This is a genomic window from Plantactinospora sp. CA-294935 (assembly GCF_050936445.1).
In the GTDB taxonomy this organism is placed as follows: Bacteria; Actinomycetota; Actinomycetes; order Mycobacteriales; family Micromonosporaceae; genus Plantactinospora.
The window spans coordinates 8935126-8952396 of sequence record NZ_JBNJMU010000001.1 but is presented as its reverse complement, the minus strand read 5'-3'; the positions used below and the strand labels follow the sequence as shown (position 1 = coordinate 8952396).

Genomic DNA, 17271 nt, shown 5'->3' with positions numbered 1-17271 from the left:
ATGACGACGCACACCGGAATGTCTCCGCAGGTCCGACTCGCCAACGAGATCGCCGTGCACTTCCACCACCAGCCGCCGGAGCAGGCCGCGGCGGCGATCGCCGAGCACATCCGGGCGTTCTGGGATCCGCGGATGCGGGCCGAGTTGCGGCTCCGGGCCGAGGCCGAGCCGGAGGCGCTCGACCCGCTCGCCCTGGCCGCCGCCCGGCTGCTGTAGCCGCACCCACTGTTTCTGCCCTGTCGTGGCCCCGCGCATCCGGCGCGGGGCCACGACGCTGCTGTGCCGCTGTCAATTCAGCAGCTTTGCCGCGTACCAACCCGACTGTGGACCTTCGCCTGGACATCAGAGGCGTTACGCAGAGGTTTAAACGCCTCTAATGTCCAGGTGAGTGAGACGGGGCGAATGAACTGCGAGCCAGGGTCAGTGCCGGGCTGGAGCTGATCACGAGGATGGTCGAGAAGTGGAAGTGAACACCACCCTGGACTGGCGCAAGTCGTCACATAGCGATACCGGATCCTGCGTCGAGGCGGCCGACAACCTTCCCGGCCGAGTGCTGGTGCGGGACAGCAAGGACCGCGACGGAGGCACGCTGGTCTCCGGGACGTCAGGCTGGCACGCGTTCCTCGACCTTGCGAAGCGGACCGGCCGGGCGGGCTGAGCCGCCACCAGCCCGCAACAACAGAAGAGGGCTACGGGTGTGGCCGATGAACACCCTGCGGCAAGGGAGTACGCCTTGACTCGGCTCCATACTGCATACAGAATTCTGTAGGTAATAGCAGTGTCGCCGAGCCGCCAGGGAGGGCCTGTGCCCGGACACCAGCTCCGCTACGACGTGAACTGCTCGATCCTCTTCACCGAGCTGCCGCTGCTGGAGCGGCCGGCGGCGGCGAAGGCGGCCGGATTCGACGCCGTCGAGTTCTGGTGGCCGTTCGCCGAGGCGGTGCCCCCGGCCGCCCAGGTGGAGGCGTTCCTCGCCGCCCTGCACGACGCCGACGTCCAGCTGGTGGGGCTGAACTTCTTCGCCGGGGACATGCCCGGCGGCGACCGGGGAGTCGTCTCCTGGCCGGGCCGGTCCGCCGAGTTCCGGGAGAACGTCGAACTGGTCGCGATGATCGGCGCCGCCACCGGCTGCCGGTCGTTCAACGCCCTCTACGGCAACCGGATCCCCGAGGTGCACCCCGGCACCCAGGAGGAGGCGGCGGTGGCCAACCTGGCCTTCGCCGCCGCCGCGGTGGCCCGGATCGGCGGCACCGTCCTGGTCGAGGCGGTCAGCGGCCCGCAGCCCTATCCGCTGCGTACCGCCGCCGACGTGGTCGCGGTGCTCGACCAGTTGCTGGTCGAACGCGACGTCCGCAACCTGGCCCTGCTCGCCGACCTCTACCACCTCACCGTCAACGGAGACGACGTGCCGAAGGTGCTCGCCGAGTACGCCGACCGGATCGGGCACGTGCAGATCGCCGACGCACCCGGGCGGCACGAGCCGGGCACCGGCGAGATCGACCTCGACGGCCATCTCGGCCAGCTCGAACAGGCCGGCTACCGCGGCTGGGTCGGCCTGGAATACCTGCCCAGCGGGCCGAGCGCGGAGAGCTTCGAGTGGCTGCCCCGGCACCACCGGGGTGGCGGTGCCGACCAGACCAACGAAGGGGATCGCTGACAATGACCAGCATCGGTTTCATCGGCCTCGGCATCATGGGCGGCCCGATGGCCGTCAACCTGATCAAGGCCGGCCACGACGTTGTCGGCTACGACGTCAGCCCAGCCCGCAACGCCGCCCTGGAGCAGGCCGGTGGCAAGGTCGCCGCCGGCATCGGCGAACTGGTTCGGCAGGTCGACGTGGTGATCACGATGGTCCGCGACTCGGCCGACGTCGAGGCGGTCGCCCTCGGCGACGAGGGCATCCTGGCCAACGCCCGTCCCGGACAGCTCTACGTCGACATGACCAGCATCTCGCCGGGCACCTCCCGGCAGGTCGCCGAGGCGGCCCGGATCCTCTCGGTACGGGTGCTGGACGCCCCGGTCAGCGGCGGCGAGGCGGGGGCGATCGAGGGCACCCTCTCCATCATGGTCGGTGGCGAACCGACGGACTTCGCGGCGGCGCTGCCGATCCTGGAGGTGCTGGGCGGCACCGTCGTGCACGTCGGCCCGGCCGGTGCCGGTCAGACGGTGAAGGCGGCCAACCAGCTCATCGTGGCCGGCACCATCGAGCTGGTCGCCGAGGCGATCGTCTTCCTCGAGGCGTACGGGGTGGACACCGAGGCAGCGGTCAAGGTGCTGGCCGGCGGCCTGGCCGGCAACCGGATCCTGGACCGCAAGGCGGCCGGGATGCTGGCCCGGCAGTTCCAGCCCGGCTTCCGAATCGACCTGCACCACAAGGACATGGGCATCGTCACCTCGGCGGCCCGGGAGGCCGGGGTGGTGATCCCGCTCGGCGCGGCGGTCGCCCAGCTCATCGCCGCGGTCAAGGCACAGGGCGACGGCGGCCTCGACCACAGCGCCCTGCTCAAACTGGTCGAGCAGCTCTCCGGCCGGTCGGCCGGCTGATCCGGCCGGGCCGTCGCGCCGATGGGGCACGTACTGCTGGCACCGGACAAGTTCAAAGGCTCGCTGACCGCCGCCGAAGTCGTCCGGCACCTGACCGCCGGGCTGCACCGGGCCGCCCCCGGCATCGAGGTACGCGGCTTCCCGGTCGCCGACGGCGGCGACGGCACTCTCGACGCGGCGGTCTCGGCCGGCTTCCGCCGGATCCCGGTCTCCGTGGCCGGTCCGACCGGGATCCCGGTACGCACCGCCTTCGGGTACGCCGACGGCGTGGCGGTGGTCGAGCTGGCCGACGCCTGCGGGCTGCGCCGACTGCCGGCCGGGGTACCCGAGCCGTTGCGGGCCAGCAGCCGCGGTGCCGGTGAGGTGATCCGGGCGGCGTTGGAGTACGGCTGTGCGGAGGTGGTGCTCGGGCTGGGTGGCAGCGCCAGTACCGACGGCGGGGCGGGGCTGGTCGGCGCGCTCGGGGTACGCCTGCTCGACGAGCGGGGCGCCGAGTTGCCGCCCGGTGGTGCGGCGCTGCGCCACCTGTGCCGGATCGACCTGACCGGGCTGCATCCGGCGGTCCGGCGTACCCGCTTCGTGGTGGCCGGCGACGTGGACAACCCGCTGCTCGGCCCGACCGGCGCCGCCGCCGTCTACGGACCGCAGAAGGGCGCGACCGCCGGCGACGTGGCGGTGCTGGAGGCGGGCCTGACCCGCTGGGCCGGGCTGGCCGAGGCGGCCGTACGGGACGTGGAGCTGGTCGGGGCGGCGGGGTCGGCTGGGGCTGGCCGCCCGGGGCAGCCGGTCAGCGCCTGGCCGGGCGCTGGCGCGGCCGGCGGGGTGGGCTTCGCCGCGCTCGGCTTCCTCGGGGCGCGGTTCCGGCCCGGCATCGAGCTGCTGCTCGAGCTGCTGGGTTTTCCGGAGGCGGTGGCCGGGGCCGACCTGGTGGTCACCGGCGAGGGATCGCTGGACCTCCAGAGCCTGCACGGCAAGGCACCGGTCGGGGTGGCCAGGGCGGCCGGTCGGGCCGGCGTACCGACGGTGGCGGTCGCCGGTCGGGTCAGTGTCGGGCCGGACGAGTTGCGGGACGCCGGGATCCGGGCGGCGTATCCGCTCACCGACCTCGAACCGGACCAGGCGGCCTGCCTCGACCGGGCCGCCGAGCTGGTCGGAAAGGTCGCGGAGACGCTGGCCGCCGACTGGCTGGACCCGGCCGGCCCGCCCCGCCGTCGCTGAGGCGGACCGCCCGGGTGTCGCCGTCTTCCGGTGGCTTCGCCGAGCCGAGCGCGCGCAGGCGCACCGGGGGCGGCTCGTCCGACCGCCGAGAGTCCGGGCGATCGCGCCGGCTGGTGCCGTCCCCTCAGAGTTCGCGGATCGCTATCCGCCGGAAGGTGATCGTCTCGTACGGGCCGAAGTTGCCCGTCTCGTAGAGCACGCCAACGGTCCTGGCGCCGAGTTGGACCAGGTCCGAGTAGCCGGCCGGGAGACCGGACAGGGCGAGCGCCGGCCGCCAGGTGGCGCCGTGGTCGGTGCTCACCCGCAGCGTCAGCGCGGCCCTGCCGGTCGGTTCGGCGGGGCCGGAGAACAGCAGCGGCGCGTTCGACCCGGACAACTGGAGTACGCTCGCCTGCACCACCGGTCCGACGAGGGTCGCCTGTGGACGGTACGGCAGTTCCAGGCTCTGGCCGCCGTCGCGGCTGTAGGCGTCGGCCCGGTTGCCGGGCGCGGTGCCGTTGTGCTCGCGGGTGTTGAGGTAGAGCCGGCCGTCGGGGAGTTCGGCGGCAGTGCTCTCGTTGACGTTGAGATAGCCGTCGGTGTTGTCGTCGACGAAGCCGATCCGCCAGCTCTCGCCACCGTCGTCGCTGTAGAGCGCGTGTCCGCCGTAGTACTTGGCCTCGGTGCCGAGGTCGGGTGAGCCGGCCGGCGGCGCGACGGAGTGGTTGGCGGGCACGACCAGCCGGTCCCGGTGCGGTCCACGGGTCAACCGGACGGCATGGCCCGGTCCCGTGGCGTACCAGCGCCAGTTTCCGGCCTTGGTCTGCGCGGTGATCTCGCGCGGCGCGGACCAGCGGGCGCCCTCGTCGTCGCTGTACTGGACGAAGACCCGCCGGCTCTGCTCGGCCGGGACCTCGCCGCGCATGATCTCGGCCTCCGACGCCTCTCCGCCGTTGTAGGTCGTCAGCAGCACCACTCGTCCGGTCGCGGTGAGCACGGGGGCCGGGTTGCCTGCGGTGTTGGGGCCGCTGTCGTTCACCACCTGTAGCGGTCCCCAGGTGCAGCCGCCGTCGGTCGACCGCTTCAGCACGAGATCGATGTTGCCGGCGTCGCCGAGCGAGCTGAGTCGCCCCTCGGCGAAGGCGAGTAGCGCGCCGGACCGTGTGGTCAGGATCGCCGGGATCCGGAAGCCGTTGTATCCCTCGGTGCCGGAGGTGAAGGGTGTGGAGACTTCACAGCGTGCGGTGTCGCCGGCCGGGGTTCGGTCGGCGGCGACCGACGGCGCGCTCGCGCCGGTCAGCGTCGCCACGAGTGCGACGCAACTGGTGGCGATCGCGGGTTGACTGAGCCGGCTCCTGCGGTGCGTCCGTGCTGACATATGCGCCCCTCTCGGGAGAATCAGACATGGGATGTCCGCTGTCTGCCGCGACGCTAACGATCTTCCTGCCGACTCGTCAAGGATCGATGGTTACTACGGTGCCGCCGACACGCTGGCGATCTCACCGGATCGCTGGGCCGGTCCGGTCGGCGCGGCGGCAACGCCCGGCCGCCAGGGAGCCGCTGCCGGCAGCGGGAGCGCGGTCTCGGCGGCGGGCAGCGGGAGCAGTTCGACCTCGGCGCCGGCCCAGCCCGGCGGCACGACCGCGAGCGCGTCCGCCCCGGCGGCGCCCCAGAGCGAACCGGGGCGGTCGTGCCCGACCGGCAGCGCCGCCGAGCCGACCCGGGCCACCGGCACCAACCGGGTGTCCCGGTCGTGCGGTGCCACCGGCCCGGCCAGCGTCGCGGTCAGGGTCGCCGGTTCGGTACGCCCGGCCAGCCGGCCGAGCAACGGGGAGAGCAGGGTCAGCGCGGCGACCAGGGCCGCGAACGGATTGCCGGGCAGGCCGACCACGAACCGGCCGTCCGGCAGGCTGGCCAGCAGTTGCGGGTGTCCCGGCCGGCAGGCGACGCCGCGTACCGGCACCTCGGCGGCGAGCGTGTCCAGGGCCCGGCGCAGGTGGTCGGCGGCGCCGGCCGAGGTGGCTCCGCAGACCACCAGCACGTCGGCGTCGGAGCGCAGCAACGCGGCGACCAGTGCGGACGCGTCGTCGGCGATCCGGGTGGACCAGGCCAGCTCGGCTCCGGCGGCCCGGACCAGCCCCGGCAGCATCGGCCCGATGGCGTCCCGGACCTGTCCCGCCGTCGGGATGCCGGCGGTACGCAGTTCGGCCCCGGTGACCACCATGCCGACCCGGGGCCGCCGGTGCACGGTCAGCGTGTCGTGCCCGAGGCTCGCGGCCAGCCCGAGCACGACCGGGTTGACGACGGTACCGGCGGGCAGCACCTCCTGGCCGACCGGACAGTCCTCGCCCCGGCGGCGTACGTGCCGGCCGGGCTCGATCTCGCCGTGCACCGTCCGGCCGGTGCGGGTGGCCCGCTCGTACGGCAGCACCGCGTCGGCGCCGGCCGGCACCACGGCCCCGGTGCCGATCTCGACGGCGTCTCCGTCGGTCAGCGGAGCCGGGACACCGGGGTCGCCGGCCAGTACCCGTCCGGTGAGCTGCCACGGGCCGGGGCCGGCGACCGCGTACCCGTCCATCGCGGCGGAGTTGTACGCCGGCAGCGGGGCGAGGGCGACCAGCGGGACCGCCAGGGCGGAGCCGACGGTGTCGGGCAGGGGTCGCGGGACGGGGCCGAGCGGTCGGGCGGTGCCCCGGGCGTACCGCCGGGCCTCGGGCCAGGCGACGGCGCTCATCGCCCGGCGTCCCGCCGGGACCACTCCGCAGCGAGCCGGGTCAGTCGGTCCGCCGCCTCGGGCAGGGTCGCGCCCCGGCCCACCATCACACCGAGCAGAAAGGTGCCGAGCGGTGCGGCCGGCCGGGTCACGCCGTGCGCCACGTCCCGGGCGACGTCCAGCACCAGCCGCTGGTCCAGCACGTCCGGGTCGAGACCGAGTTCCTCGATGGCCTGTCGGGTCCACTCGTCCAGCACGCTCATGCCCATCTCCTCGCTGCGCCGTCGACGTCATGACCTCGGAAACCCGGCCAGCCGATCCGCTCGCCCGTGGATCGACCTGGACAGTCGCCCGTCGGTGGTAGAGAATAGTGCACTCAACATACAGTATACAGTGGCCAGTTGGAGGCACCAGATGACGGACTCCAGCAACGACACGGCGGTGCGCGAGATCAGCGACCTCTACGGCCGCCGCTACCGGGTCGGCGAGACCGACCGCGCCCTGCTGGGCCGGTCCCGGGCGTGGATGCTGCTGCTGCCCTGGGCCGCGATGCTGGCGATCAGCCTGTTCCAGTACGGCTACGGCGCCGCCCTGCCCACCCTGCTCGACGCGAACGGCTGGAGCCTGTGGCAGGCGTTCGGCGTCCTCGCCCTCTGGGTGGTCTGCCAGGCGGCCAGTTCGCCCCTGGCCGGGTGGTGGTACCAACGGCTGGGCGGCCGGCTGGCCGTACCGATGCTCGTCGGCGCCGCCTGCTGCCTCGCCGCCCTGCTCACCCTGGCGCACCGCGCCGACCTCGGCACCGTGCTGCTCGGCTACTCGGTGCTCGGCGGCGTCGGCGCCGGACTCGTCTACATGACCTGCATCGCCTGTGTCACCGAGTGGTTCCCGGAGCGGATCGCCGGCCGGGTGGCGGTGGTGAGCGCCGCGTTCGGCTACGGGTCGATCCCGTTCGTCGTCCTCGCCGGTTACGGCCTGGACGCCGGCAACCGGTCGGCCGTGCTGACCGGGACCGCGGTTGCCGTCTTCGCCGTGGTGGCCGGCTGCGGCGTGCTGATGCGCAAGCCGCCGCGCAACTGGTGGCCGGCACACATCGACCCGCAGCGCTGGGCGGTCGACCGGCGGCTCAACCGCAGCATCCCGCACAACCGCCCGGCGGCCCGGCCCTACCCACCCCGCGCGGCGGTACGCAGCGGCATGCTGCCGTTGATGTTCGTGGTGGTGGTACTCACCGCGACGATGGCGCTGTTCGACATCGCGTACCTGGCCGGTGCCGCGTACACCCAGGGGTTGCCGGCGCTGACCCTGGTGGCCGGGATCGGCGCGTTGGCCGCGTCGAACGGCATCGGGCGGGCGGTGACCAGTTCGCTCTCCGACCGGATCGGCCGGCGCGGCACTCTCGGGCTCTCCCTGCTGGTCGGCGGGATCGCCCAGTTCGGCCTGCTCGCGGCGGCGGCCAACGACAACCATCCGGCCGCGGTGGTGGGTTTCGCCGCGCTCGCCGGTGCGGGCACCGGAGCCGGCTACTCGCTGCTGGTCAGCCTGGTGCGGGACTGGTTCGGTGACGATGCCACGGTGCCGAACTACGGCATCGTCTACACCGGCAAGGCCGTCGGCGGGCTGCTCGGCATCGTGCTCGCCGGGCTGGTGGTGACCACTCCGGACTCGGTGGTCCCGTTCCTGGTGGCGGGTTCGCTGGGGCTGTTCGGCGCGGCGCTGACCCGCTGGATGCGCCAGCCCGGACTGGCGGTGGTCCGGCTGCCGTCGTCGCTTCGCGCGGACCGGCTCTAGTGCGGACGAGGCCCGGTCGGCCCTACCGTGGAACGGGGCAGACCGGACGGGTGAGACCGAGCGAGGATCGGGGTGGGGCGGAATGGGACGGGTGACGAGTCGACGTCGGCTGGTCCGGATCGTCGACGGCGTGGTCAGCGAGCCGGTGGACACGCTGGCGGCCGAGGAGCCGCTGGAGATCCGGGTGAACGGGCGGTCCCTGGTGGTGACGATGCGGACCCCGGGCGACGACTTCGACCTGGCGGCCGGCTTCCTGGTCAGCGAGGGCGTGGTACGCGCCGCCGGTGAGATCGCCGGGATCCGCTACTGCGCGGGCGCCACCGCCGACGGGGTCAACACCTACAACGTGGTCGACGTGGTACTGGCGGCCGGGGTGGCGCCACCGGACCCGTCGCTGGAGCGCAACTTCTACACCACCTCGTCCTGCGGGCTCTGCGGCAAGGCCAGCCTGGACGCGGTGCGTACGATCGCGGCCTGGTCGGTGGCCGACGATCCGATGCGGCTCGACCCCGAGGTGGTCAGCACGCTGCCGGACACCCTGCGGGCCGCGCAGCGGGTCTTCGACCGCACCGGCGGGCTGCACGCGGCGGCGCTCTTCTCCGCCGACGGGCGGCTGCACTGCCTGCGTGAGGACGTCGGCCGGCACAACGCGGTGGACAAGGTCGTCGGCTGGGCGCTGCGCAACGGCCGGGTGCCGCTGCGCGGCACCGTGCTGATGGTCAGCGGGCGGGCCTCGTTCGAGCTGGTGCAGAAGGCGGTGATGGCCGGCATCCCGGCGCTGGCGGCGGTCTCCGCGCCGTCCTCGCTCGCCGCCGACCTGGCCTCGGACGCCGGGCTCACCCTGGTCGGCTTTCTGCGCGGCAGCTCGATGAACGTCTACGCCGGAGCACACCGGCTGACCCAGCGGGCTCCGACCACCCTGTCGGCCTGACCCCGATCAGCCCGCCGCGGCCGTCCGGCCGCGGCGGCTTCGTCGTGCCCGCGGCCGCCACCCGGGGACCGGTGCCGCCGACCCGGCAACCGAGCGCGGGCGGACACCCGAGCCCGCCGCCGGTAGCGGAAACCAGGGCCGGGACGTGCGAGAGGTCCGGGCGGAGGTGTCGGCCTCCGCCCGGACCGGCGCCGACCTTCGGGTACGGCGGTCGCCGGGTGCCGGTCGCGTCCGCCCGACCCGGCACCCGGCCTCTCCGCCGACGGTCAGCGCATCAATAACGCCTCGCGGCTCGGCGCAGCGGTGACGCCTCGCGGATCAGCGCGACAGCAACGCCTCGCGGACCAGCGCAGCGGAGACGCCTCGCGGATCAGCGCGACAGCAACGTCTCGCGCATCAGTGCGGCGGTCTCGGACGGCGTCCGGCCGACCCTGACCCCGACCGCCTCCAGCGCCTCCTGCTTGGCCAGCGCCGTGCCGGACGAGCCGGAGACGATCGCTCCGGCGTGCCCCATCGTCTTGCCCTCCGGGGCGGTGAAACCGGCGACGTAGCCCACCACCGGCTTGCTGACGTGCTCGGCGATGTACGCCGCCGCCCGCTCCTCCGCGTCCCCGCCGATCTCGCCGATCATCACGATCGCCTCGGTCTCGGGGTCGTTCTCGAACGCCTGGAGGCAGTCGATGTGCGTGGTGCCGACGATCGGGTCGCCGCCGATGCCGACGCAGGTGGAGAAGCCGAAGTCGCGCAGCTCGTACATCATCTGGTAGGTCAGGGTGCCGGACTTGCTGACCAGGCCGATCCGGCCCCGCTTGGTGATGTCGGCCGGGATGATGCCGGCGTTGGACTGACCGGGACTGATCAGACCGGGGCAGTTCGGCCCGATGATCCGGGTCCGGTTGCCGGTGGCCCGGGCGTAGGCCCAGAACTCGGCGGTGTCGTGCACCGGAATGCCCTCGGTGAGCACCACGGCCAGGCCGAGGCGGGCGTCGACCGCCTCCACCACGGCCGCCTTGGCGAACCGGGGCGGCACGAAGACCACCGTGACGTCCGCACCGGTCGCCGTGACCGCCTCGGCGCAGGTGTCGAAGACCGGGATGCCGTCTACGTCCCGGCCGCCCTTGCCCGGGGTGACCCCGGCGACGATGTTGGTGCCGGCGGCGACCATCCGGCGGGTGTGTTTGGTGCCCTCGGTACCGGTGATGCCCTGGACCAGCACCCTGCTCTTCTCGGTGAGGAAGATTGCCATCGCTGTCACGCCCCCTTGCCGGCGAGTTCGGCGGCGAGCCGCGCCGCACCGTCCATCGTGTCCACCAGCCGTACGCCCGGAAGCGCCGCCTCGGTGAGGATCCGCCGCCCCTGCGCGGCGTTGTTGCCGTCGAGCCGGACGACCAGCGGTTTGGTGATCGTCTCGCCCCGGGCGGTGAGCAGCCCGACCGCCGCGACGATGCCGTCGGCGACCGCGTCGCAGGCGGTGATCCCGCCGAAGACGTTGACGAAGACGCTGCGTACATCGGGATCGCCGAGGATGATCTCCAGGCCGTTCGCCATCACCTCGGCGGAGGCGCCGCCGCCGATGTCGAGGAAGTTGGCCGGCTTGACCCCGCCGTACTGCTCGCCGGCGTAGGCGACCACGTCGAGGGTGCTCATCACCAGCCCGGCGCCGTTTCCGATCACTCCGACCGAGCCGTCCAGCTTGACGTAGTTGAGGCCCTTCTCGGCCGCCCTGACCTCCAGCGGGTCGGTGGCGCTGACGTCGACGTACTGCGGGTGCCCCGGCTGGCGGAACCGGGCGTTGTCGTCCAGCGTCACCTTGCCGTCCAGGGCCCGTACGCTGCCGTCGTCGAGTCGGGCCAGCGGGTTGATCTCGACCAGGGTGGCGTCTTCGGACCGGAACACGTTCCAGAGTCGGACGAGTACCCGGGCCACGTCCTCGCGTACCTCGTCGGGCAGGCCGGCGGCGGCGGCCAGTCGGCGCGCGCCGTCCAGGTCGAAGCCGTCGGCCGGGTCCACCCAGGCCCGGGCCAGCGCCTCCGGGTTCTCGGCCGCCACCTGCTCGATCTCGACGCCGCCCTGTGCGGAGACGAGGGCCAGGAACGACCGGTTGGAGCGGTCGAGCAGGAACGACACGTAGTACTCGTCGGCGATGCTGCTGGCCTCGGTGACCAGCACCCGGTGCACGGTGTGGCCCTTGATGTCCATCCCGAGGATCCTGGTGGCGACGTCCCGGGCGGCGTCCGGTCCGTCGGCCAGTTTGACCCCGCCGGCCTTGCCCCGGCCGCCGGTCTTGACCTGGGCCTTGAGTACCACGCGTCCACCGATCTCGGCGGCGGCGGCATGGGCCTCGTCGGGCGTACTGGCGACGCGGTTGCGGCTGACCGGTACGCCGTGCTTGGCGAAGAGTTCCTGTGCCTGGTGCTCCAACAGGTCCACCGGGCCTCCCTTCTTCTCGACCTTCGGTGGGTTGCCTCCGCCCGATGCGTGGGCTGTCCCGGACGGGCGGGCGGAGAGACGGGGGGAGTGGCGATCGGACCGGACGTGGAGATCGGACCGGCGATGGGGTGCTGGGCAGCGGAACCGGGCTCTGGCCCGGGTCGACGAGCGGGGACCGCACCGCCTCGGCCTCGCTGGCTTCGGCGGAAAACGTCCCGCTACCCCCTAGACACTCCGCTGTTACATGCGCCACGATATTGCCTACCCCATACGGTATGCAATCCCGAAGAGGGGGCGGACCGGGCGACCGGTCCACGGCAACCGCGAACGGCAGGGCAACCGAGGTTCAGCTCCACGGCAGGCAGTGCACGGCGGGGCGCGCACAGGAGGTTGGCATGGGTAAGGCACTGGAGGGCGTACGGGTCCTCGACATGACGCACGTACAGTCCGGCCCCTCGTCCACGCAGATCCTGGCGTGGCTGGGCGCGGACGTGATCAAGTTGGAGGCGCCGGGCCAGGGCGACATCACCCGCACCCAGTTGCGTGACATCCCGGACGTGGACAGCCTCTACTTCACCATGCTGAACGGCAACAAGCGCAGCATCACCCTGAACATGAAGCACGAGCAGGGCAAGGAGGTCTTCACCCGGTTGGTGTCCGGAGTGGACATCCTGGTGGAGAACTTCGGCCCCGGCGTGGTGGAGCGGTTCGGCTTCCCCTGGGAGCGGCTACAGGAGATCAACCCCGGCCTGGTCTACGCCTCGATCAAGGGCTTCGGGCCGGGCCGCTACGCCAACTTCAAGGCGTACGAGGTGATCGCCCAGGCGATGGGCGGGGCGATGAGCACCACCGGATTCGAGGACGGGCCGCCGACCGCCACCGGGGCGCAGATCGGCGACTCCGGCACCGGCATCCACCTGGTCGCCGGCATCCTCGCCGCGCTCTACCAGCGCACCCGCACCGGACGGGGGCAGCGGGTGCAGGTCGCCATGCAGGACGCGGTGCTCAACCTCTGCCGGGTCAAGCTGCGCGACCAGCAGCGGCTGGCGCACGGCCCGCTGGGGGAGTACCCGAACGAGACTTTCGGCGACGAGGTGCCGCGCTCCGGCAACGCCTCCGGCGGCGGCCAGCCCGGCTGGGCGGTACGGTGCGCCCCCGGTGGGCCCAACGACTACATCTACGTGATTATCCAGCCGGTGGGCTGGAAGCCGATCTGCGAGCTGATCGGCAAGCCCGAACTGGCCGACGACCCCGCCTGGAGCACGCCGCAGGTGCGCCTCAACAAACTCGACAAGGCGTTCGCGCTGATCGAGGAGTGGACCGAGCGGCACACCAAGCAGGAGGTCATGGAGAAGCTCAACGCGTACAACATCCCGTGCGGGCCGATCATGTCGACCAGGGAGCTGATCGAGGACGAGACCCTCGCCCAGCTCGGCTCGGTGGTCGAGGTCGCGCACCCCGACCGGGGGGCGTACAAGACCGTCGGCAACCCGATCAAGCTCTCCGACTCGCACGTCGAGGTGGAGCGCTCGCCGCTGCTCGGCGAGCACACCGGACAGGTGCTCGGCGAGCTGGGCTACACCGAGGAGCAGGTCGGCGAGCTGCGTGCCGCCGGCGCCGTCTGAGCGGCCGGGCGCCGCGCCGGCGGCGTCCGGCCACCGCACCGCCACCACCGGTCCCGTCCGACCAGAACCCGCACGTTCCCCGGCCGCCGGCCCCACCGGCGCCGGCGTTCCTGAAGGAGACGACGTAATGCCATCCAACGACAGCAGCTACGACCGCGAGGCAGTGCGGCGGGTGCTGGACCAGGCCGCTGCGGAGGGCCGGAGTTCGCTGACCGCTCCGGAGGGGCGGCTGGTGGTCGAGGCGTACGGGATCGCCACCCCGGGTGAGGGCCTGGCCGGCAGCGCCGACGAGGCGGTGGCGCTGGCCGAGCGGATCGGCCTGCCGGTGGTACTCAAGATCGTTTCGCCGGACATCCTGCACAAGACCGAGGCCGGCGGCGTGCTGGTCGGGCTGCGCACCGCCGAGGAGGTGGCTTCCGGGTACGACACGATCCTCGCCAACGCGCGGGCGTACAAGGCGGATGCCAAGATCGTCGGGGTGCAGGTGCAGCAGCAGCTCGACTCCGGCCACGAGGTCATCGTCGGTACGGTCACCGACCCGACCTTCGGCAAGGTGGTCGCGTTCGGGCTCGGCGGCGTACTGGTCGAGGTGCTCAAGGACGTACAGTTCCGGCTCGCCCCGACCGACACCGCGACCGCGCTGTCGATGATCGACGGGATCGCCGCGGCCGAGATCCTGCGCGGCGTACGCGGCGCCGAGCCGGCCAACCGCGAGGTGCTGGCCGACCTGATCGTCCGGCTGTCGAACCTGGTCACCGACTTCCCCGAGCTGGCCGAGGTGGACCTCAACCCGGTGCTGGCCACCGCCGCCGGCGCGACCGCGGTGGACGTGCGGATCCTGGTCGACCCGGCCGCCGCCGCCACGCCTGTGCGGTTCACCGACGAGGAGATCCTGGCCAGCATGAACCGGATCATGCGGCCGGCCTCGGTCGCGGTGATCGGCGCCTCCGCCGAGACCGGCAAGATCGGCAACTCGGTGATGAAGAACCTGGTCAACGGCGGCTACCAGGGCGAGATCTACCCGATCAACCCGAAGGCCAGCGAGATCCTGGACCGGAAGGCGTTCAAGAGCATCTCCGACGTGCCCGGCCCGGTCGACGTGGCGGTCTTCGCCATCCCGGCCAAGTTCGTGCCGCAGGCGCTGGCCGAGGTCGGCGCCAAGGGAGTGGCCGGGGCGATCCTGATCCCGTCCGGCTTCGGCGAGACCGGCAACCACGAGTTGCAGGCCGAGGTCGTCAAGATCGCCCGCGAGTACGGGGTCCGCATCCTCGGGCCGAACATCTACGGCTACTACTACACCCCGGAGAACCTCTCGGCGACGTTCTGCACCCCGTACGACGTCAAGGGCGGGGTGGCGCTCTCCTCGCAGAGCGGCGGCATCGGGATGGCGATCCTCGGCTTCAGCCGGGCCGCCCGGATGGGCGTCTCCGCGATCGTCGGGGTGGGCAACAAGGCCGACATCGACGAGGACGACCTGCTGACCTTCTTCGAGAGCGACCCGAACACCCAGCTCATCGCCATGCACCTGGAGGACCTCAAGGACGGCCGCTCGTTCGCCGACACCGCCCGCCGGGTCTCCAAGACCAAGCCGGTGGTGGTGCTCAAGGCGGGCCGCACCGACCAGGGCGCCAAGGCGGCCAGCTCGCACACCGGGGCGCTGGCCGGCAACGACAAGGTCTACGACGACATCCTGCGCTCCAACGGCGTGATCCGGGCCCCCGGCCTCAACGACCTGCTGGAGTACGCCCGCGGCATCCCGCTGCTGCCCACCCCGCAGGGCGAGAACGTCGTCATCATCACCGGCGCCGGCGGCTCCGGGGTACTGCTCTCGGATGCCTGCGTGGACAACAAGCTCACCCTGATGGAGATCCCGCCGGACCTGGACGAGGCGTTCCGCAAGTTCATCCCGCCGTTCGGCGCGGCCGGCAACCCGGTGGACATCACCGGCGGCGAGCCGCCGTCCACCTACCGCAACACCATCGCGCTCGGCCTGTCCGACCCCCGCATCCATTCGCTGATCCTCGGCTACTGGCACACCATCGTCACCCCGCCGATGGTCTTCGCCGAGCTGGTCGTCGACGTGGTCGAGGAGTTCCGGGCCAAGGGCATCCACAAGCCGGTGGTCGCCTCACTCGCCGGGGACGTCGAGGTCGAGGAGGCCAGCGAGCACCTGTACCGACACGGGATCGTCGCCTATCCGTACACCACGGAGAAGCCGGTCGCGGTGCTCGGCGCCAAGTACCGGTGGGCACGTTCCGCCGGTCTGCTGGGCGGCCAACCGGACGGCCGCTGAGCAATGCACGACAGTTCCACCCGACCAGGCAGTTGGAGGGGCCACTAAGCGACACGGCGACCCGCTCCGCGGCCAAGGGTCAACGGACACCAGCGTCGGAACCGGCCCGTCCTCCGGCTCCGTACGACGTCACAGTCCCCAGGAGGTCCAGCGTGGACGCTTCGAACAGCCCTTACCCAACTCAGCCGACAAGCACCACCCCGGCGGCCGGCACCGCCGCGTTGCCCGAGCAGCGCGGCGGTACCCCGCCGGCCCCGCCCACCGAGGAACGGGTGTGGCGGGCCGGAAAACTCGAACCGATGCCGATCCGGGAGCTGCCCAAGGCTCCGCCCTCGATCCACCTGCTCGGCCCGACCGTGTTCCTCGTCGCGCTCGGCGTGGGCATGGGCGAGTCGTACATGTGGCCCCGACTGGTCCTGATCTTCGGGCCGGAGATCCGGTGGCTCTTCCTGATCGGTGTCACCCTGCAGGCCTTCGTGATGCTGGAGATGGCCCGGTACGCGATGGCGACCGGGGAGAGCATCTTCTTCGGGGCCGCCCGGGTCTTCAAACCACTGATGTGGTTCTTCTTCAGCGTGGCGATCCTGGTCTACATCTGGCCCGGACACCTCTCCACCGGCGCCGCCGCCTTCGAGGAGGTGACCGGGATACCCTGGACCGTCAGCGCCTGTGTCGGGCTGATCCTGGTCGGCGTGGTGTTCAGCCTGGCAAAGGTGATCTATCCGCTGCTGGAGGGCCTGCTCGGCATCCTGATCGGCGTACTGGTGATCGGCACCTCGGTGGTCGCCTCGATCGTCGGGCAGTGGAGCGACGTCACCTCGACCCTCGCCGGGATGTTCCACTTCGGCTACCTGCCCAGCGAGGCGATGTCGGCGGCCTGGTTCCCGGTGATCGTCGGTGCGATCGCCTTCGCCGGCCCGTCCGGGATGCAGCAGATGTGGTACACGCTGCACCTGCGGGACTCCGGTGCCGGCATGGGCGCGCACATCCCGAAGATCCGTGGCCTGCGGCACGCGGGTGAGCAGGAGGAGATGCCGTCCCGCGGCTTCATGTTCGACACCGAGAGCCCGGAGGAGATGAAGAAGTGGAAGGGCTGGCGGCGCTGGGTCACCTTCGACGCCCTGCTGCTCTTCTGGGGCGTCACGATGCTGGTCACCATCTCGTTCACGGTGCTGGCCCAGACCGCCGTCCGGGAGAACCCGGGCGTCGGGGACGTGATCCGCGACGGTGAGCGGGAGGCGGCGCTGACCGCGATGGCCGACGCGTTCGCCTCGGCCGGCGCGCCGGTGCTGCACGGGGTCTTCCTCGGCTTCATCGCACTGATCGGTCTCAACGCCACGCTCGGCCTCTTCGACTCGTTCTCCCGGGGCCAGGCGGACATGACCTACCACTTCGTACCCGGGGCCAAGCGGTTCAGCATGTCGAAGCTGTACGCCGGGTTCCTCTGGGGTGTCATCACGTTCGGCATCCTGATCCTGAACTTCGGTCCGGCGGACGGCCCCGGCGCGATCCTCGACGTACTGGCCTTCCTCTCCACCTTCGCGATGGGCGCATACTGCGTCGTGCTGCTGCTGGTCAACAACCGGATGCTGCCCAAGCCGATCCGGCCGGGCATCGTGCAGAACGTGGTGATCGGGTTCGGCGCGGTGTTCTACCTCGGCATGCTGGTCTACAGCCTGGTCCGCTTCGGCGTGGTCATCGACTGAGGCGACGGGAGGAGTTGTCATGATCAAGCGGAGTGAGGGAACGC

The 17271-nt window shown here is 71.9% G+C and carries 15 protein-coding genes; 10 read left to right on the top strand and 5 right to left on the bottom strand.

Annotation, left to right across the window (positions count from 1 at the left end):
• From ACQEVC_RS39005 to ACQEVC_RS38985, 5 genes are all read left to right on the top strand, one after another.
• A complete protein-coding gene (locus ACQEVC_RS39005) occupies nucleotides 1–216 on the top strand; it encodes a formate dehydrogenase subunit delta (RefSeq protein ID WP_432888481.1) in 216 nt (71 codons plus the stop codon).
• Nucleotides 217–466: 250 nt separating this feature from the next.
• Nucleotides 467–658 (top strand): DUF397 domain-containing protein, encoded by a 192-nt coding sequence (locus tag ACQEVC_RS39000; protein ID WP_432888479.1) that lies wholly within the window; start codon nucleotides 467–469, stop codon nucleotides 656–658.
• Nucleotides 659–805: 147 nt separating this feature from the next.
• The gene (locus tag ACQEVC_RS38995) at nucleotides 806–1657 is read left to right on the top strand and encodes a hydroxypyruvate isomerase family protein (protein WP_432888477.1); all 852 of its coding nucleotides are present in this window, start codon (nucleotides 806–808) and stop codon (nucleotides 1655–1657) included.
• A gap of 2 nt (nucleotides 1658–1659) precedes the next feature.
• The gene (locus ACQEVC_RS38990) at nucleotides 1660–2544 is read left to right on the top strand and encodes a 2-hydroxy-3-oxopropionate reductase (RefSeq protein WP_432888475.1); all 885 of its coding nucleotides are present in this window, start codon (nucleotides 1660–1662) and stop codon (nucleotides 2542–2544) included.
• Nucleotides 2545–2565: 21 nt separating this feature from the next.
• Complete coding sequence (locus ACQEVC_RS38985; protein ID WP_432888473.1) at nucleotides 2566–3762, top strand: glycerate kinase; 1197 nt, start codon at nucleotides 2566–2568, stop codon at nucleotides 3760–3762.
• A 124-nt stretch (nucleotides 3763–3886) separates the two neighbouring features.
• On the opposite strand, the gene ACQEVC_RS38980 is transcribed toward ACQEVC_RS38985, so the two are convergent.
• The 3 genes from ACQEVC_RS38980 to ACQEVC_RS38970 form a co-directional block, all read right to left on the bottom strand.
• A complete protein-coding gene (locus tag ACQEVC_RS38980) occupies nucleotides 3887–5119 on the bottom strand; it encodes a sialidase family protein (protein ID WP_432888471.1) in 1233 nt (410 codons plus the stop codon).
• A 93-nt stretch (nucleotides 5120–5212) separates the two neighbouring features.
• Nucleotides 5213–6475, bottom strand: a complete 1263-nt coding sequence (locus ACQEVC_RS38975; RefSeq protein ID WP_432888469.1) for a molybdopterin molybdotransferase MoeA — start codon at nucleotides 6473–6475, stop codon at nucleotides 5213–5215.
• Nucleotides 6472–6717 (bottom strand): DUF6457 domain-containing protein, encoded by a 246-nt coding sequence (locus tag ACQEVC_RS38970; protein ID WP_432888467.1) that lies wholly within the window; start codon nucleotides 6715–6717, stop codon nucleotides 6472–6474. Before ACQEVC_RS38970 ends, ACQEVC_RS38975 begins: the two co-directional genes overlap by 4 nt.
• A gap of 151 nt (nucleotides 6718–6868) precedes the next feature.
• On the opposite strand from ACQEVC_RS38970, the gene ACQEVC_RS38965 reads away from it, so the two are divergent.
• Nucleotides 6869–8242 (top strand): OFA family MFS transporter, encoded by a 1374-nt coding sequence (locus ACQEVC_RS38965; RefSeq protein ID WP_432888465.1) that lies wholly within the window; start codon nucleotides 6869–6871, stop codon nucleotides 8240–8242.
• Nucleotides 8243–8324: 82 nt separating this feature from the next.
• A complete protein-coding gene (fdhD, locus tag ACQEVC_RS38960; RefSeq protein ID WP_432888463.1) occupies nucleotides 8325–9173 on the top strand; it encodes a formate dehydrogenase accessory sulfurtransferase FdhD in 849 nt (282 codons plus the stop codon).
• 370 nt (nucleotides 9174–9543) lie between these two features.
• Here fdhD and sucD read toward each other — a convergent pair whose 3' ends face one another.
• Nucleotides 9544–10419: a succinate--CoA ligase subunit alpha gene (gene sucD / locus ACQEVC_RS38955; protein WP_432891945.1), complete on the bottom strand. Its 876-nt coding sequence runs from the start codon at nucleotides 10417–10419 to the stop codon at nucleotides 9544–9546.
• Nucleotides 10420–10424: 5 nt separating this feature from the next.
• A complete protein-coding gene (gene sucC, locus ACQEVC_RS38950) occupies nucleotides 10425–11603 on the bottom strand; it encodes an ADP-forming succinate--CoA ligase subunit beta (RefSeq protein ID WP_432888461.1) in 1179 nt (392 codons plus the stop codon).
• Between the two features lie 395 nt (nucleotides 11604–11998).
• On the opposite strand from sucC, the gene frc reads away from it, so the two are divergent.
• The 3 genes from frc to ACQEVC_RS38935 all read left to right on the top strand — a co-directional run bounded on the left by frc (nucleotide 11999) and on the right by ACQEVC_RS38935 (nucleotide 17227).
• A complete protein-coding gene (frc, locus tag ACQEVC_RS38945; protein WP_432888459.1) occupies nucleotides 11999–13228 on the top strand; it encodes a formyl-CoA transferase in 1230 nt (409 codons plus the stop codon).
• 127 nt (nucleotides 13229–13355) lie between these two features.
• The gene (locus ACQEVC_RS38940) at nucleotides 13356–15521 is read left to right on the top strand and encodes an acetate--CoA ligase family protein (RefSeq protein ID WP_432888457.1); all 2166 of its coding nucleotides are present in this window, start codon (nucleotides 13356–13358) and stop codon (nucleotides 15519–15521) included.
• 152 nt (nucleotides 15522–15673) lie between these two features.
• The gene (locus tag ACQEVC_RS38935) at nucleotides 15674–17227 is read left to right on the top strand and encodes an Nramp family divalent metal transporter (RefSeq protein WP_432888455.1); all 1554 of its coding nucleotides are present in this window, start codon (nucleotides 15674–15676) and stop codon (nucleotides 17225–17227) included.
• Nucleotides 17228–17271: the final 44 nt, after the last annotated feature.

Excerpts from the sequence above, each read along its gene's own strand:
- ACQEVC_RS39005 (WP_432888481.1), top strand. The coding sequence starts at position 1 with ATGACGACGCACACCGGAATGTCTCCGCAGGTCCGACTCGCCAACGAG.
- ACQEVC_RS38990 (WP_432888475.1), top strand. The coding sequence starts at position 1,660 with ATGACCAGCATCGGTTTCATCGGCCTCGGCATCATGGGCGGCCCGATG.
- ACQEVC_RS38985 (WP_432888473.1), top strand. The coding sequence starts at position 2,566 with ATGGGGCACGTACTGCTGGCACCGGACAAGTTCAAAGGCTCGCTGACC.
- ACQEVC_RS38980 (WP_432888471.1), bottom strand. The coding sequence starts at position 5,119 with ATGTCAGCACGGACGCACCGCAGGAGCCGGCTCAGTCAACCCGCGATC.
- ACQEVC_RS38975 (WP_432888469.1), bottom strand. The coding sequence starts at position 6,475 with ATGAGCGCCGTCGCCTGGCCCGAGGCCCGGCGGTACGCCCGGGGCACC.
- ACQEVC_RS38970 (WP_432888467.1), bottom strand. The coding sequence starts at position 6,717 with ATGAGCGTGCTGGACGAGTGGACCCGACAGGCCATCGAGGAACTCGGT.
- ACQEVC_RS38965 (WP_432888465.1), top strand. The coding sequence starts at position 6,869 with ATGACGGACTCCAGCAACGACACGGCGGTGCGCGAGATCAGCGACCTC.
- fdhD (WP_432888463.1), top strand. The coding sequence starts at position 8,325 with ATGGGACGGGTGACGAGTCGACGTCGGCTGGTCCGGATCGTCGACGGC.
- sucD (WP_432891945.1), bottom strand. The coding sequence starts at position 10,419 with ATGGCAATCTTCCTCACCGAGAAGAGCAGGGTGCTGGTCCAGGGCATC.
- frc (WP_432888459.1), top strand. The coding sequence starts at position 11,999 with ATGGGTAAGGCACTGGAGGGCGTACGGGTCCTCGACATGACGCACGTA.
- ACQEVC_RS38940 (WP_432888457.1), top strand. The coding sequence starts at position 13,356 with ATGCCATCCAACGACAGCAGCTACGACCGCGAGGCAGTGCGGCGGGTG.